General features: G+C 50.1%; 15 protein-coding genes. 7 read left to right on the top strand and 8 right to left on the bottom strand.

The window, feature by feature from the left end:
* Nucleotides 1-3: 3 nt before the first annotated feature.
* From WC1_RS12855 to WC1_RS12865, 3 genes are read left to right on the top strand one after another with little or no spacing between them, the layout of a single operon-like run.
* Nucleotides 4-660, top strand: a complete 657-nt coding sequence (locus WC1_RS12855; protein WP_016150239.1) for a fimbrial biogenesis chaperone — start codon at nucleotides 4-6, stop codon at nucleotides 658-660.
* A gap of 55 nt (nucleotides 661-715) precedes the next feature.
* The gene (locus WC1_RS12860) at nucleotides 716-1,480 is read left to right on the top strand and encodes a winged helix-turn-helix domain-containing protein (RefSeq protein ID WP_016150238.1); all 765 of its coding nucleotides are present in this window, start codon (nucleotides 716-718) and stop codon (nucleotides 1,478-1,480) included.
* Nucleotides 1,467-1,937, top strand: a complete 471-nt coding sequence (locus WC1_RS12865; RefSeq protein ID WP_016150237.1) for a hypothetical protein — start codon at nucleotides 1,467-1,469, stop codon at nucleotides 1,935-1,937. The genes WC1_RS12860 and WC1_RS12865 overlap by 14 nt, the downstream gene beginning before the upstream one ends.
* A gap of 269 nt (nucleotides 1,938-2,206) precedes the next feature.
* Here WC1_RS12865 and WC1_RS12870 read toward each other — a convergent pair whose 3' ends face one another.
* Nucleotides 2,207-2,740 carry a GNAT family N-acetyltransferase gene (locus WC1_RS12870; RefSeq protein WP_016150236.1) on the bottom strand — a complete coding sequence of 178 codons (534 nt, stop codon included), beginning with the start codon at nucleotides 2,738-2,740 and terminating at the stop codon, nucleotides 2,207-2,209.
* Between the two features lie 110 nt (nucleotides 2,741-2,850).
* On the opposite strand from WC1_RS12870, the gene tam reads away from it, so the two are divergent.
* Both tam and WC1_RS12880 read left to right on the top strand, forming a co-directional pair.
* Nucleotides 2,851-3,609, top strand: coding sequence for a trans-aconitate 2-methyltransferase (gene tam / locus WC1_RS12875; protein WP_003836295.1), 759 nt, complete (start codon nucleotides 2,851-2,853; stop codon nucleotides 3,607-3,609).
* Nucleotides 3,610-3,740: 131 nt separating this feature from the next.
* Nucleotides 3,741-4,118, top strand: a complete 378-nt coding sequence (locus WC1_RS12880) for a GFA family protein (RefSeq protein WP_016150235.1) — start codon at nucleotides 3,741-3,743, stop codon at nucleotides 4,116-4,118.
* Here WC1_RS12880 and WC1_RS12885 read toward each other — a convergent pair.
* From WC1_RS12885 to sad, 7 genes are all read right to left on the bottom strand, one after another.
* Nucleotides 4,115-5,029: a bestrophin family protein gene (locus tag WC1_RS12885; protein WP_016150234.1), complete on the bottom strand. Its 915-nt coding sequence runs from the start codon at nucleotides 5,027-5,029 to the stop codon at nucleotides 4,115-4,117. The genes WC1_RS12880 and WC1_RS12885 overlap by 4 nt on opposite strands.
* A 215-nt stretch (nucleotides 5,030-5,244) precedes the next feature.
* Nucleotides 5,245-6,696 carry a tagaturonate reductase gene (locus tag WC1_RS12890; RefSeq protein WP_016150233.1) on the bottom strand — a complete coding sequence of 484 codons (1,452 nt, stop codon included), beginning with the start codon at nucleotides 6,694-6,696 and terminating at the stop codon, nucleotides 5,245-5,247.
* A gap of 106 nt (nucleotides 6,697-6,802) precedes the next feature.
* Nucleotides 6,803-7,330: a GNAT family N-acetyltransferase gene (locus WC1_RS12895; protein ID WP_016150232.1), complete on the bottom strand. Its 528-nt coding sequence runs from the start codon at nucleotides 7,328-7,330 to the stop codon at nucleotides 6,803-6,805.
* 80 nt (nucleotides 7,331-7,410) lie between these two features.
* Nucleotides 7,411-7,770 (bottom strand): DUF4186 domain-containing protein, encoded by a 360-nt coding sequence (locus WC1_RS12900; protein ID WP_003836300.1) that lies wholly within the window; start codon nucleotides 7,768-7,770, stop codon nucleotides 7,411-7,413.
* The gene (gene glsB, locus WC1_RS12905) at nucleotides 7,770-8,696 is read right to left on the bottom strand and encodes a glutaminase B (RefSeq protein WP_003032436.1); all 927 of its coding nucleotides are present in this window, start codon (nucleotides 8,694-8,696) and stop codon (nucleotides 7,770-7,772) included. The genes WC1_RS12900 and glsB overlap by 1 nt, the downstream gene beginning before the upstream one ends.
* Before the next feature lie 62 nt (nucleotides 8,697-8,758).
* The gene (locus WC1_RS12910) at nucleotides 8,759-10,336 is read right to left on the bottom strand and encodes a methyl-accepting chemotaxis protein (protein WP_016150231.1); all 1,578 of its coding nucleotides are present in this window, start codon (nucleotides 10,334-10,336) and stop codon (nucleotides 8,759-8,761) included.
* 103 nt (nucleotides 10,337-10,439) lie between these two features.
* Nucleotides 10,440-11,828 (bottom strand): succinate-semialdehyde dehydrogenase, encoded by a 1,389-nt coding sequence (gene sad / locus WC1_RS12915; RefSeq protein WP_016150230.1) that lies wholly within the window; start codon nucleotides 11,826-11,828, stop codon nucleotides 10,440-10,442.
* A 103-nt stretch (nucleotides 11,829-11,931) separates the two neighbouring features.
* Here sad and WC1_RS12920 point away from each other — a divergent pair, with 103 nt between their 5' ends.
* Nucleotides 11,932-12,807, top strand: a complete 876-nt coding sequence (locus WC1_RS12920; protein WP_003832938.1) for a putrescine utilization regulator PtrR — start codon at nucleotides 11,932-11,934, stop codon at nucleotides 12,805-12,807.
* A gap of 222 nt (nucleotides 12,808-13,029) precedes the next feature.
* Entirely contained in the window at nucleotides 13,030-14,226 is a 1,197-nt protein-coding gene (locus tag WC1_RS12925; RefSeq protein WP_003032430.1) for a sugar transporter, read from the top strand.
* The last annotated feature ends 14 nt before the right edge of the window (nucleotides 14,227-14,240 follow it).

The raw sequence follows: 14,240 nt of genomic DNA, 5'->3' as shown, positions 1-14,240 counted from the left end.
TGGATGTTGGCATTTGGCCTACATGCGGCGGTTAACATCAGTACTACTCGGGTCATCTTCAACCACGGAGAGACTCAACGCTCGGTGATGTTAGTCAACGACGGTAATTATCCCGTGGTGGTTCAAAGTTGGGTAGATGACGGCACGCCAGAGAAAGGGCCATCTCAGGCCAGCTCGCCTTTTATCGTGCTTCCCCCGGTGCTAAAAATTCTCCCCGGTGAACAACGCGAGATAAAGGTGATGACGACTGGGGCGGGGCTTGCCAACGATTATGAGTCGTTATTCTGGCTCAACGTGTACCAGGTTCCAGCGGAGTTGAAAAATAGCCCAACTGGTGAAAAAGTGCGCTTAACGTTAAGAAATCAGCTAAAAGTCCTATGGAGACCGAAAAACACAGGCGTGTTGACTGAAAAAAGCATCAATCTTCTGAGTTTTCACCATGAAAACGGGGGGATTTACGCTGTTAATCAGAGTTCCTGGAACATATCTCTGGCTAATGTAACTTCAGGAGACTATTCCATAACTGGAATAGTGGTTTCACCGCGTTCCCGGCAGGTAATTTTTAAGTCAGCACCTCCTGAAATGCTGAATAATAAGATAAACTTTACTGTGATTAACGATGAAGGAAATCGTTGGGGATTTTCAACTGTCGTAAATTAACGCTGGCAGTGCTCGCTCTAGCTAAATTGACAAAAATCCATATTCAGGGAACATAATGGCACACGTGTTTTTGCTTAACAGTACCGTTGTATTCTGGCCAGAGCGGAACGTACTTTACGCGAAATCAGATGAGACCAAACGTATAACATTAAGCAATCCGGCAACCCGTTGTTTACTATTATTAATTCAACAACAGGGGCAGGTTATTGAACGTGATTATTTCTTTGAGCATGTCTGGTATATTAACGGTGCGCAGGTCACCAATAATACGTTCTATCAGAATATTTCCTTGCTGCGTCGCGCGTTTAAAGAACTTGGCCTGAATGAAGAACTTATCGTAACCGTACCGAAAGTCGGGATCCGCCTTGAGCCACAACTGGAAGTGCTGGAACAGAAGATTGAAGAACCGCTTAGCGATCTCTCTGTCACGCCATCGGTAACGCCGGTAAATACAGTGACAAAATCACTGCGTATGCGCTCACTGTGCTGGATTCTGGCGGGTGTTGTGTGCTGCGTTATAGCCGCAATAGTGACCTGGGAGGCACAGTTTGATCCCAAACTCAGTCGCTATGTGTCTTTAGGCGTAGGGGAGGGATGCCACTGGTACGTCAATCAGGATGTGCTTAAATTTGATCAGCACCAGCAGTTTATCAAAACAAATACGCTGGATTGTCAAAGTTATCCCTGGGTTTATCTCACGCTGTATCCTAATTTCCCGCGGATCTCCGCATTAACTTGTCGAAAGCAATTTAGCCGCTGGCAGGATAATGATTGTGTGACCCATTATTATTTCGCGGAGTCCAGACATGTGGGGACGTAATATAAAATGGTGTGTTGGCATCATCTTAGCAGTAGCGTTAACAATTGCAGTCACGATGACGTTACAAAACTGGCAGCGGTCACATTTTGATTGCTCCGGAGAATTAGTAATGGAGTATCCAGATATTCGTGGTGATATTTCAGTCAGGTACGTTTTTAATGGCAGCAATGGGGTGGCTATTTTACGCGGAAAAATCACTGATAATAACGGTGAAAAGCTGGCGGTAAATCAAAATGTCTGGTTTACCTTTACCCGCAAGGATGATGATTACTTTATGGAATCCGGAAATGTCGCTTCAAGTTCCGGTGGCACTAACATTCATCCATTGTTAGCGAGAACGTTGCCAGATTTTTTCCTTAAACCCAAAGAACCATTTTATTTCAGCATATTGCGACTCAATAGCAGTACATGGCAGTTCTATACCAGCCGTTCGCCGTCGGTGTTTTGTCAGCGTTAAACCGTTGAGATTGCACTCTGTATAGCGTTTGCATCCAGAGTGCTTGTGCTCAAAGCATTTCAACTGCAGGAGCGAACTTTGTTGCTCAGACCTTCATGATTGGTTATTCGACAGAGAAATCAGAAGGGGCGAAGACTGAACAGGTCCATGGGGTTAGAAGCCTAATACAGTTCAAATTCAATTTAACATAATATACATTATGCGCACTTAGATGGAGTAAGAAAGAACCTGTGTTTTTTTGGTCGTCCTTGTGCAGCTGAAACATAGTGTTAAACGGCGCTGCTGCGTATCAGACGATACAGAACATGTTGTGCTAATCGATGATCTGGCGGCAACGCGGGATGCACAAACTCTTCTGCTTTACTCATGCCAAGGCGTATCATCAGGTTCTCAGACGGTTTGTTCAGCACCGAAGTAAAAGAAACCACCTCAGTTAACGCCAGTTCCTCGAAAGCAAAAGTCAGGCAGGCTTCGGCAGCTTCCAATGCAAACCCCTGATGCCAGAATGATTTCGCAAGACGCCAGCCTATTTCAGTACAGGGTGAAAAATGAAACTTATCAGGTTGTGGATGTAAACCTACGCAGCCCACAAACTGGTGTGTTTCTTGTAGTTCAACGGCCCAAAATCCCCAGCCGCGCTCTGTAATGCCTTCCTGGAATCTTGCGGCAAGATTGTCGCTTTCCGTCCGTAGCAATGGAGCCGGAAAAAAACGCATCACATCGGAATCGGTATTTAACGCGGCGAATGGCGCTCTGTCTTTCGCTTCCCACTGACGGAGAATCAGTCTCGATGTTTCCAGCATAAATCTGCCCTTATCATTCATTTTCATATAATCTTCTAAAAGAAGCTGCTCATCGGCAAGGACTAATGAACCCCCTTTCCGCCTTTTCTTCTTATACTGGAGATTCATACATGGCCGACTGGAACCCTTCGCTTTATTTGCAATATAAAACTGAACGTTCAAGACCCGCAGCGGAATTACTTAGCAGAGTGGCGTTAGAAAGTGTTCGTTCAGTTGTCGATCTTGGCTGTGGCCCGGGAAACAGTACAGCATTACTGCATCAGCGCTGGCCTTCAGCTCAAATAACTGGGGTTGATACCTCACCCGCGATGCTTAATGAAGCGCGCAACACATTACCAAAATGCCATTTTATTGAAGCGGATATCAGTACGTTTCAGGCAGAGCACCCCGTGGATCTGCTTTATGCCAATGCATCGTTACAGTGGGTACCCGATCACTATGAATTATTCCCGCACCTGGTCTCACAACTGAGTCACAATGGCGTTCTGGCCGTGCAAATGCCAGATAACTGGCTGGAGCCAACGCATGTATTGATGCGCGAAGTGGCTTATGAACAAGATTACCCAGACCGTGGCCGTGCTCCGCTTCCTGGCGTTCACGCCTACTATGATATTTTGACCGAAGCGGGTTGTGATGTAGATATCTGGCGTACAACGTATTATCACATTATGGATTCGCATCAGGCAATTATCGACTGGGTAAGCTCGACGGGCCTGCGCCCCTGGTTGCAGGATTTGAGCGAAAGCGAGCAACGTCATTACCTGGCGCGCTACCATGAACTGCTCCAGGAACAATATCCGTTGCAGGAGAACGGCAAAATTTTACTGGCATTTCCGCGATTGTTTATTGTTGCCAGACGCAATAGTTAAGCGTTTATCATCTGGCAGATCACAGGAATAAACTATCAGCCATGCGTACCCTCGCCTTTTTATCATAAGGATCTAGTGGCTATGTCTGGCTTCTGCTAGTGTCTTGCAATATGTTTCTGACGGGGGTTGTTATGTCTAAAGTCTACATTGGTGGGTGTCTGTGTGGCTCGATCCGTTTCACTGCCAGCAGTCCTAATAATTCCCATACCTGCTCCTGCGATATATGCCGGAAACATACGGGCGCCCCTACCGTCGTCTGGATTGAGTTTGATGCAGAAAATGTAGAATGGACGGGAAAAGCCGGAAAACCGAAAACCTGGCGCTCATCAGCAACGACCTGTCGGGCCTTTTGCCCTCAGTGCGGCAGCTCCGTGGGCGCCATCGATGACGCCCCGGTCATTGCGCTTTTAGCCGGTGCTTTTGACGATCCTAACGATGAAGACCTTGCACCGGAGTTTCATTCGTTTTCCGATATGCAGCCCGCGTGGTGGCAAAACGAACGTCGCTAAGTGAGTTGATAGTGCTTATCCGGCATATGCTTTGCTGGCACATTTGTTTCATCATTCATTTGCAGCAAATCGATTTCGATTGCATTGCAAATCGCATCCAGCGGCAGATCGTTGTTCTCAGTGCCAAACGGATCTTCAAGCTCTTCTGCAAGCGTGTCGAGCGAAATAAAAGTATAGGAAATAAGCACTGAAATAAACGGTGTCATGTAGTGCAGATCGACCACCAATGCAAATGGCAACATGATACAAAACAGGTACACAGTACGATGAAGGATCAAGGTATAAGCAAACGGCACCGGGGTATTAGCAATCCGCTCACAACCGGCCAGTACTGCAGACATATCATTTAACCTATTGTTTAAACTGTGAAATAATATGTCAGACAGTTGACCATTACGTCTGCGTACGGCCAACCACTCGCCCATCAGCAACAAGATGCGGTTTGCCGGTGATTGTGAGGCAAATACCGTCTGCATATCTTTCTCGCTCAGGTACTTCGCTAACGGCTCTGCCTGAGGCTGTCGGCGTAAAGTCATGCGTAAACAGTGGGCAAATGCGATTTGCAGATGAACAAAATACCTCAGATCAGCGTCGTCCGGTAAGGTGGTTTTAACCTCTCGCAGTAATGAGCGGGAAGTTATCATCAACTGCCCCCACAGGTGTCGGGCCTCAACGTAACGTGAATAGCAGGCGTTATTGCGAAACCCCAGAAAAATAGCTATCGCCACGCCGAGAATGCTGAACGGTGCCAGGGTAAATTTGATACCCAGCATCGTATACCATGGCAGGATGATAATAACCACAATAGAAAGAAGGAAATTAAGAAGCAGCCGGGTAAAGATTTTTGATAATACGGAGCCATGCCAGACAAATATCAGGCGTATCCAGTGTTGTTGGGGACGAACGATCATGGTTATCTTCGGGAAAATGTGAAATCCGTCACATTAGACGCGATAGCGATCAATGTTGCAAGTTAATCGCAACATTATCCAAACAACTTTTGCCCTGCTCAAAACGAAGCCGCACGGAAGTTACAGACTGGGTTAATGACATAAATAACACAGTATGTTGTAACTAATTTATATCCAGAAAAAACCCGGCCTGAGCCGGGTTGTCGGTAGTCGTCTTAGCACAGTGGCTTAACGGCTTCCCGCATACCTTTTGCCAGAATGGTATCCAGATCGGCAGAAACTTGCTCCACCAGCCCAGAAACCTGGGTCAGGTCTTGCTCCCAATGTTCTTTGACCGCCAGTACAGTACGCACCAACGCCTCAGTACTTATCTGGCGATCGCGATGTTGGCTCCACAGTTGTTGGAAACGTTCAATCCAGTGCGCATCATCCTGGACCGGATAAGACTCACCGTTACGCTCCCCGCGGTAGAACGCAATCAACGCCGCCAGCGCAAACGTCAGACGTGCGGGCAATTGACCGCTGGCCTGTTGCCCGGCCAGCAGTTGCGGCAATATGCGGGTACGGAATTTAGTCATGCCGTTCAGGGCAATCGACAACAACTGATGCTTGATGTACGGGTTGCAGAAACGCCCCGTCACCGCACTGGCAAAGGACGCCAGCTCATCGCGCGGTAAATCCAGTACCGGAATGATTTCTTCATAAATAGCTTTTTCAACGAAGGCGCAAATTTCTGCGTCATTCATCGCCTCGCCCACGGTGTCCAACCCTGCCTGCCAGGCAACAGGAACCAGCGCAGTGTGAGCACCGTTGAGAATCGCCACTTTGCGCTCTTTGTACGGTTTGATGTCATCCACAATCAGGACATTCAGCGGATACTTATCCAGACGTAGTTCTGCGGCTAATGACTTCGGCCCCTGAATGACAAACAGATAGAAGTGTTCTGCCGTGTCGAGGAAAGCGTCATGATAGCCCAGTTCAGCTTCGAGCTTAGCTACCTCATCACGCGGATAGCCGGTAACAATACGGTCCACCAGCGTAGAGCAAAATGCATTGGCCTGATCCAGCCACTGAATAAACGCTTCCGGCAGCATCCATTCCTGAGCGTAGCGCAGAACCAGTTCACGCAGCGCATCACCGTTATAATCAATCAGTTCGCACGGGATGATAATCCAGCCTTTATCCAATGCGCCGTTAAAATAGCTGAAGCGTTCGAACAGCAGACGCGCCAGTTTAGCCGGATAACTTACCGCTGGTGCGTCGTCAAACTTATCGCCCGCGTGGTAACTGATACCTGCTTCCGTGGTGTTAGAGAACACAAAACGCATATCAGGATTATGTGCCAGCTTCAGGAACTCATCGTATTCGCTATAAACGCTGATTTCACGGTTAACTGAACGAATTAGACGAGCATCGCTGACAGCCTCGCCTTTCTCATTCAAACCACGAATGATAGTAGTATAGAGGCCATCCTGCGTACTCAGCGATGGCGGGAAGGTACTTTCGATAGGACGAACAATGACCACACCAGCGTTCAGATCGGTATGTTCGTTCAGCAGATCAACCTGCCAGTCTACAAAGGCGCGCAGGAAGTTTCCTTCACCAAACTGAATAATGCGTTCAGGATACTGAGCACCGGGGAAATCGCGACGATTTAGTGTTTGCACAATGGGTTCCCTTTATGATTAGTCATACAACCTGATTGAATTGGTCCAATAGGTTAGCAAACTTTAATACATTGAAACCCTGTTTTGATCAATCCCCGGCGACAAATTAGAGCGTTTTATAGAAAAGTGTGGTCCCGGTCAGCGTCCCATCGGGCATTTGGGCATAGTCAGGTATCACTCCTACCTTTTTCCACCCGCAATTGTGGTAGAACAACTCCGCGCCACTGCCCGTCGCCGTATCAAGTACCAGCAGTGTTTTACCTTGTTGACGCGCGTAACTTTCCAGTTCGGTCATCAATTCACGAGCCAGGCCACCGCGTCGCGCTGAGGGGTGAACCAGCAGTTTGGCAACATCAGCACGATGAGGTTGATTTTCAGGTTGATCGATAATGAGTTGGACGGTACCGACAAGCGCCCCCTGCGCGTTCTGCGTACCAAGAACGATCCGTTCTCCGCGAGAAACACTTTGCGCGACGTTCATCCAGAAAGGCTCTGATTTTTCGCGATTAAAGGGCAGCATAAAACTGATGGAGGCGCCGTCATTGACGCACCGTTCAAGAACATCGCTGAGCTCGTCGATTCGCGACAGAATCTGTGCAGCGCTCAGCACAAAGCAGTGTTTGCCGGAAGCCATGGTTTCTCCTTAGATTGACCCCTTCATACTGCTTTTAACAATTACACAACACAAGGGGTCATATCATAGGATAATGTTATCTATGGCTTGTTCATCTGAAGTACTAACCAGTGATAAATAACCGTGACAACGTAACGTTTTTGTTCATCGTTTAGCGCTACGCCCTGAGGTATATCATGCCATTTCGCCAGACACCCTCGACAGCACGTTGCCGTAGCATGTTGAGCGATAAATACCGGGTGACCACGCATGGGAGTCTGTTTACCATCATTGGCGGGAAACGCAGGCGCCAGTCGTTTAGCAATAAAATCCGCAGCATGTTGTTCGATAACCGGCGCCCCTTTATCCAGACAATACTGCCTTTCTTTCTGACCAAGACGAAACCGCGAGCGAAACGTTGATTTCGCCAGCCGGGCAAAAAGAGGATCGAGCGTATTCATCAGTAAACCGAGCGCCCCAGCTGTTGTGTTAATTGCTCCAGCACGGCGATACCGGCCAGTGAATTTCCCGCCGGGTCCAGTTCCGGACTCCAGACAGCAATCGCCATCTCATGAGGCACGATCGCCACGATGCCGCCACCCACACCAGATTTCGCCGGAAGCCCGACCCGCCAGGCAAACTCCCCTGCGTTCTGATACATGCCGCTGGTCGCCATTAGCGCATTGATCTGCCTGGCCTGCATCGGCGTCACCACGGGTTCCGCAAGATGAAAGGCATGTCCTTGATTTGCCAAAAAGACAAAGGTTCGCGCCAACTCCACACAGCTCATTTTCAGCGCGCAGTAGTGAAAGTAATTTTGCAAAACGGTGGTCACGTCATGGTGAAAATTGCCGAAGGATTTCATCAGCCAGGCAATAGCGGCATTACGCGCCGAGTGCTCAAACTCTGATCGCGCGACCGTCGCATCATAAGCGATATCCGAAACACCGCTTAACGCCCGTACCACTTCCAGCATCCGTTGACGCGGTGCGCTTAGACGCCCTTGCAACATATCGCAAACCACCAGCGCCCCGGCGTTAATAAAGGGATTGCGAGGGATACCCTGCTCCATTTCCAACTGCACCAGGGAGTTAAAAGGATGACCAGAAGGATCTTTGCCGACACGCTGCCAAATCTCCTCTTCCTGATAGTGACGCATTGCCACGACCAGGCTGAGCACCTTTGAAATCGACTGAATAGAAAAACGTTCTTGCGCATCTCCCGCCTGATAGTGCTGTCCATCAACGGTACAGATAGCAATACCCAGTTTTGAACCGTCGACAGAGGCTAATGCCGGAATATAATCAGCGACTTTACCCTGACCAATCAGCGGACGAACCTGCTGCACAATGGTCTCTAAAATTGAATTGTCCATGGCCCTGGCCACAACATGCTCCTTGCTCGCAGGTATGAAAGGCCTGCGAGTATAACAGAGCTGAATACGCAGCGTCAGGCCGGAAGGCGGAATCTGGCCACGGCCTGCATAAGCTGGCGGGATTCATGGTGTAGCTGCAAGGAAGAGTCAGATGCAGCATTCACCAGCTCGCTGGTTTGCCGGGCTTCACCGTTCAGGACATGCAGCTTTCGAGTCAACTGGTGAATATTGTTCCCTTGATTTAAGGTTGCAGTCGAAATGTCGTTCAGCAACGCGCCAAGATTCTCAACCAGTGCGATAACCTGCTGCAAATTCTTATCCAGCCCGTTAACCGCGTGAAAGCCCTCTTCAATGCCCTGTAACGAGTGTTTAATCAGTGTCTGAATGTTTTGCGTAGACTGACCGCTTTTTCGCGCCAGCAGCCCAACTTCTTTCGCAACCACGGCAAACCCGCGCCCTTGCTCCCCGGCATGTGCTGCCTCGATTGCCGCGTTAAGAGCCAGGATATTTGTCTGAAATGCAATATTATTGATAAGCGTTGTAATACCTCGCATTTCAGACGAACGTGTCACAATCGCCTGCATTGACGTATTTACCGTCGCCATCATTCGGTCCCCGCCTGCCGCAACATCTCGCGCCTGCACAGCGCGTTGATTCGCCAGTTCAGCAAAGCCACTGTTATCCTCAACATGCATTTCCAGCAACGAAATATGCGATGTCACGCTGCTTAACTCTTCACTTTGTTTCGCCGACTGCTGATATAGCTGTTTATTGTTCTGCGCAAGTTCGTTGATATTTTCTACCATTGCAGTGGTGGCATCGTTCACCTGCTGCACCAGCGCGCAGAGACCTTGCTGCATTGCAGCAATACGCGAACTTAATTGCGTCACTTCCCGGTTAAACTGACTTACCTGCGGGGCCGGGCGAGACAGGTCCCCCGCTGCTAAAATATCGATATGATCGATCAGCCGTCGCAGTGGCATAATCACCCAACGGGACATACTGCGCCAGACCAGAAAGGCGATAACCACCAGCACGAGAGGAATAAACAAAAATAGATTCTGTAAACGCTCAAGACTGGTCAACAGCTGCTGACGCCCAGCTTCCGCATGTCGCCCACTGTGCTGCTGAAAGCGCGCGTAATTAGCGTTAAAGTCCGTCTGAAAGGCCTGCACGGGTACGGCAAAAAACGCATCAATGGAACCTGACTGCATCAGCCCATCCGCCTGCTCCTGAATACCGCTATAAAAACGCTGATAGCTCTCCGTTAGATCCGGATCCGGCTGCGGTTTCATATCCCGCCAGGCATCCCATGCACTTTTTGACTGCGCCAGCGCCCGGTATGCCTCTTCCATTAACGGACGCCAACTCCCGTCCGAACCGGTGGCGGCATCCTGCATAAAATAAACTCCCGCACGGTTAAGTAAATCGCTGGCAGATAATAACGCCACCCGCGCTTCATCAACTTTCGCCTGTTGTATAAGCGCGAGTTGATTACGTCCTTCATTATGCTGTGCGCCGCTTACTGAGGCCGAAAGCATTAAGGAGGACGCGACCTGCAAAACAGAGAACAGCGCAATAATGCAAAAAATGCCGGTTAACAGACCAAACTGATGGGGAATAAGACGACGGAAAATTTGCGTTATGTTCATATTACTCTTCTGTATCAAAGCGTTAGACGCGAGTTTACGGAGAGTAAATGACAGAAAAATTGCAGAAATAAGACAGGTGCCTCCAGCGGAGACACCTACACCATCAAAGGCGGTTTTTCCAGACAGTCTGCACGTTACAAAACTCATGCAGACCAAAGTGCGAAAGCTCTCGGCCAAAACCACTTTTCTTCACACCGCCAAAGGCAACGCGGGCATCGCTGGCACTGTAACCATTGATGAATACGCCACCACACTCCAGGCGCGACGCCATCTTCTGCGCCAGCACTTCATCCGCAGTAAATACCGTGGCAGATAAGCCGAAATCACTGTCATTCGCCAGCGCTAAGGCATGTTCCGCATTCTTCGCCACGGTAATTGCCGCAACCGGACCAAACAGCTCCTGGCGGAACGCCGTCATCTCTGGAGTAACATCGCACAGTACCGTCACGGCATAGTAATTACCATGTCCCGCAATTTTTTCCCCGCCGAGAAGTAACCGCGCCCCTTCGGCAAGGGTGGCTTCAACCTGCTGGTGCAGCTCATCACGCAGATCAAATCGCGCCATCGGCCCCAGATCGTTTTCTTCGTTCAGCGGATCGCCCATTTTGAGCGCGCTCGCTGCGGCCACAAAGCGTGAAGTAAATTCTGCCGCTATCCCTTCTTCGATAATAAAGCGTTTGGCTGCCGCACAAACCTGCCCGGTGTTCTGATAACGCCCGGCGACCGCCGCCTTAACGGCCAGATCGAGGTCTGCATCATTAAGGACAATAAACGGATCGGAGCCCCCCAGCTCAAGTACGCATTTTTTCAGCGCCGCACCCGCCTGAGCACCAATCGCCGCACCGGCGCGTACACTACCCGTTACCGTTACCGCCGCGATACGCGGATCGTAGATCATCTGACTGACTCCGGCGTTATCAGCATTTACCCAACCGTAAACACCGGCGGGCACGCCTGCATCAGCAAAAACCTGCGCGATAATAGCAGCACAGCCGGTTACGTTAGGCGCATGCTTTAACAAATAGCCATTACCAGCCAGCAAAATCGGAATGGCGCCACGCATTACCTGCCAGAGTGGGAAGTTCCACGGCATGATCGCCAGAATAGTCCCTACCGGACGATACTCAATCACCGCCTGGTTGTTCTCCACCAGCGTGGGTTCCGGACTGAGCATCGCCGGTCCATGCTCGGCGTACCAGTCACACAACGCAGCTGACTTGGCGACTTCAGCACGCGCCTGCTTAATGGGTTTACCCATTTCACGTGAGATACACTGCGCCATCTCTTCCGCACGATGGCGCAGAGCTTGCCCAATATGGCGCAGCATTTGCGCACGGTGCTCAACCGAAGTGTGTTTCCATTCGCTATAGCCATTCGCTGCAAGGTTCAGCGCATGATCAATCTCTTCCACGCTGGCCCACGGCGTCGCCGTCAGTCTTTCACCGCTGGTAGGGTCAATGGAAATCGCATGTGTTGCTGCTGTGATAGTCATTAAGTGCCTCTCTTTATCGCAGGGTATGGTTATATCATGAGCATATTTACTCTTTCTGAAAAATGAATAATATTAACCATACCATTCACGAATAGAGAAAATTATGGATCTGACGCAGTTGGAAATGTTTAATGCCGTCGCGGAAACTGGCAGTATTACGCAGGCCGCTGCGAAGGTTCATCGCGTGCCATCTAATCTCACCACCCGTATACGTCAGCTTGAAGCCGACCTGGGTGTTGATCTGTTTATTCGTGAAAACCAGCGTCTGCGGCTTTCCCCATCCGGGCACAACTTTTTGCGCTACAGCCAGCGGATCCTCGCGCTGGTTGAGGAAGCCAGGATGGTCGTCGCCGGGGATGAGCCGCAAGGACTCTTCTCTCTCGGCTCGCTTGAAAGTACGGCTGCAGTACGCATCCCCGCCACGCTGGCTGAATATAACCAGCGTTACCCCAAAATTCAGTTCGCGTTAGCGACAGGTCCTTCTGGCACAATGCTGGACGGCGTGCTCGACGGTACATTGAACGCTGCCTTTGTCGATGGCCCTATTACCCATCCAGGCCTTGAAGGAATGCCGGTCTACCGTGAAGAGATGATGATTGTCACTCCTAACGGTCATCCCCCCATTAAGCGGGCCAGCGACGTCAACGGTTGCAGTATTTACGCCTTTCGCGCCAACTGTTCCTATCGCCGCCATTTTGAAAGCTGGTTTCATGCCGATCGCGCCATGCCCGGCACCATTCACGAAATGGAGTCATATCACGGTATGCTGGCCTGCGTCATTGCCGGAGCGGGTATCGCACTGATCCCGCGTTCGATGCTGGAGAGCATGCCAGGGCATCATCAGGTCAACGCCTGGCCGCTAAGCGAGAACTGGCGCTGGCTGAATACATGGCTGGTCTGGCGCAGAGGCGCAATGACGCGGCAGCTGGAAGCGTTTATAGAGGTGTTGAACCCTCAGTTATCACAGAGCCCGGAGTAGCTGGCTATCCTCAAAGAACATGAATAACTGTATATCCGGGTGAAGTCATACGCCCGGAATTTCATTATTATTGAAATACTTAAAAATATGAGGAATGTTCGACAGCAAATTGTAGCGCCCTGCCAATGAAATGAGATCCGCATCACAAAATGATTGTATTTTCGCCAGCAAACGTTTTAAGATCGTGGCCTTACCTTTTCGCAGCTGATCCTCTTATTTGATATGACAACAGACACTGTTTCCCGCAAGGTCGCGTGGCTACGGGTAGTTACGCTTGCCATTGCCGGTTTTATTTTCAATACCACAGAGTTTGTCCCTGTCGGTTTGCTTTCCGACATCGCACAAAGCTTCAATATGCAGACCGCTCAGGTCGGGATCATGCTGACGATCTACGCCTGGGTTGTTGCCTTGATGTCGCTCCCCTTCATGTTACTTACCAGTCAGGTGGAGCGCCGAAAACTTCTGATCTGTCTGTTTGTTGTGTTTATCGCCAGCCATGTGCTCTCTTTCCTGGCATGGAATTTTACCGTGTTGGTAATTAGCCGTATTGGTATTGCCTTTGCGCACGCTATTTTCTGGTCGATCACCGCATCGCTGGCAATTCGCCTGGCTCCTGCCGGGAAACGTGCACAGGCTCTCAGCCTGATTGCCACTGGCACTGCGCTGGCGATGGTATTGGGGCTGCCCATCGGGCGTATCGTCGGTCAGTATTTTGGCTGGCGCACAACCTTCTTCGCCATCGGTATGGGGGCGTTAGTTACCCTGCTTTGCCTGATTAAGCTCCTTCCCAAACTACCCAGTGAGCACTCCGGCTCTTTAAAAAGCCTGCCCGTGTTATTCCATCGCCCGGCATTGATGAGTCTGTATCTACTGACGGTGATTGTGGTCACCGCGCACTATACGGCCTATAGCTATATCGAACCGTTTGTGCAGACCGTTGCGGGCCTGAGCGCAAACTTTGCTACTGTCCTGTTGCTGGTTCTGGGTGGTGCGGGAATTGTCGGTAGCGTCATTTTCGGTAAGCTGGGTAATCTGCATGCGTCCGTACTGATTAGCAGTGCCATTGCCCTCTTGACGATATGCCTGGTACTGTTACTTCCCGCCGCTGACAGCGAAATGCACCTTGCCATCCTGAGTATTTTCTGGGGCGTCGCTATCATGCTGATAGGCCTGGGTATGCAGGTGAAAGTTCTGGCGCTTGCTCCGGATGCGACTGACGTCGCAATGGCGCTATTCTCAGGAATCTTTAATATCGGTATTGGCGCTGGCGCGCTGGTAGGCAATCAGGTGAGTTTGCACTGGTCGATGTCTACGATTGGTTACGTCGGCGCAGTGCCTGCCGTTGCCGCGTTGATATGGTCGGTGATTATCTTTCGTAAATGGCCGGTATCACTGGAAGAACAGCCTCAGCATTCATAAAAAATATGCCCGGT

The sequence above is a fragment of the Citrobacter sp. KTE30 genome (genome assembly GCF_000398825.1).
Classification (GTDB): Bacteria; Pseudomonadota; Gammaproteobacteria; order Enterobacterales; family Enterobacteriaceae; genus Citrobacter; species Citrobacter freundii.
The sequence above is the reverse complement of the archived record's forward strand: the minus strand, read 5'-3'. Positions and strand labels throughout refer to the sequence as shown.